This window comes from Cobetia sp. SIMBA_158 (genome assembly GCF_046566945.1).
GTDB lineage: Bacteria > Pseudomonadota > Gammaproteobacteria > Pseudomonadales > Halomonadaceae > Cobetia > Cobetia amphilecti.
The window spans coordinates 1-248 of record NZ_JAWJYL010000829.1; the positions used below are offsets into that span (position 1 = coordinate 1).

Below are 248 nucleotides of genomic sequence, written 5' to 3' on the forward strand. Positions count from 1 at the left end.
GATCGCGCGTACACCACGCTGTTCGTGCGCAAGGCATTTCTCTATCCAGTCTGTGTTAAATCCCGCTTCCTGCAACAGCGTGCTCGCCGTGCGACGTAGGTCGTGCACGGTAAATGATTCAAACTCGTCGCCCCTGTCATTGATCAGCTTCACCGTGCTATCGATCACCCGATTCAGGGTCGCTGCGCTAATCGGAGAGGCGGTCTCATATCTTCCTGGGTGCAGGTACATGCTAGCCCCAAAACAAG

General features: G+C 55.2%; 1 protein-coding gene. It reads right to left on the minus strand.

What is annotated here, in order from left to right; translation table 11 throughout:
- Positions 1-248, minus strand: a 248-nt coding sequence (locus R2R70_RS22150; protein WP_410979222.1) for a tyrosine-type recombinase/integrase, incomplete at both ends; no start/stop codon positions are given.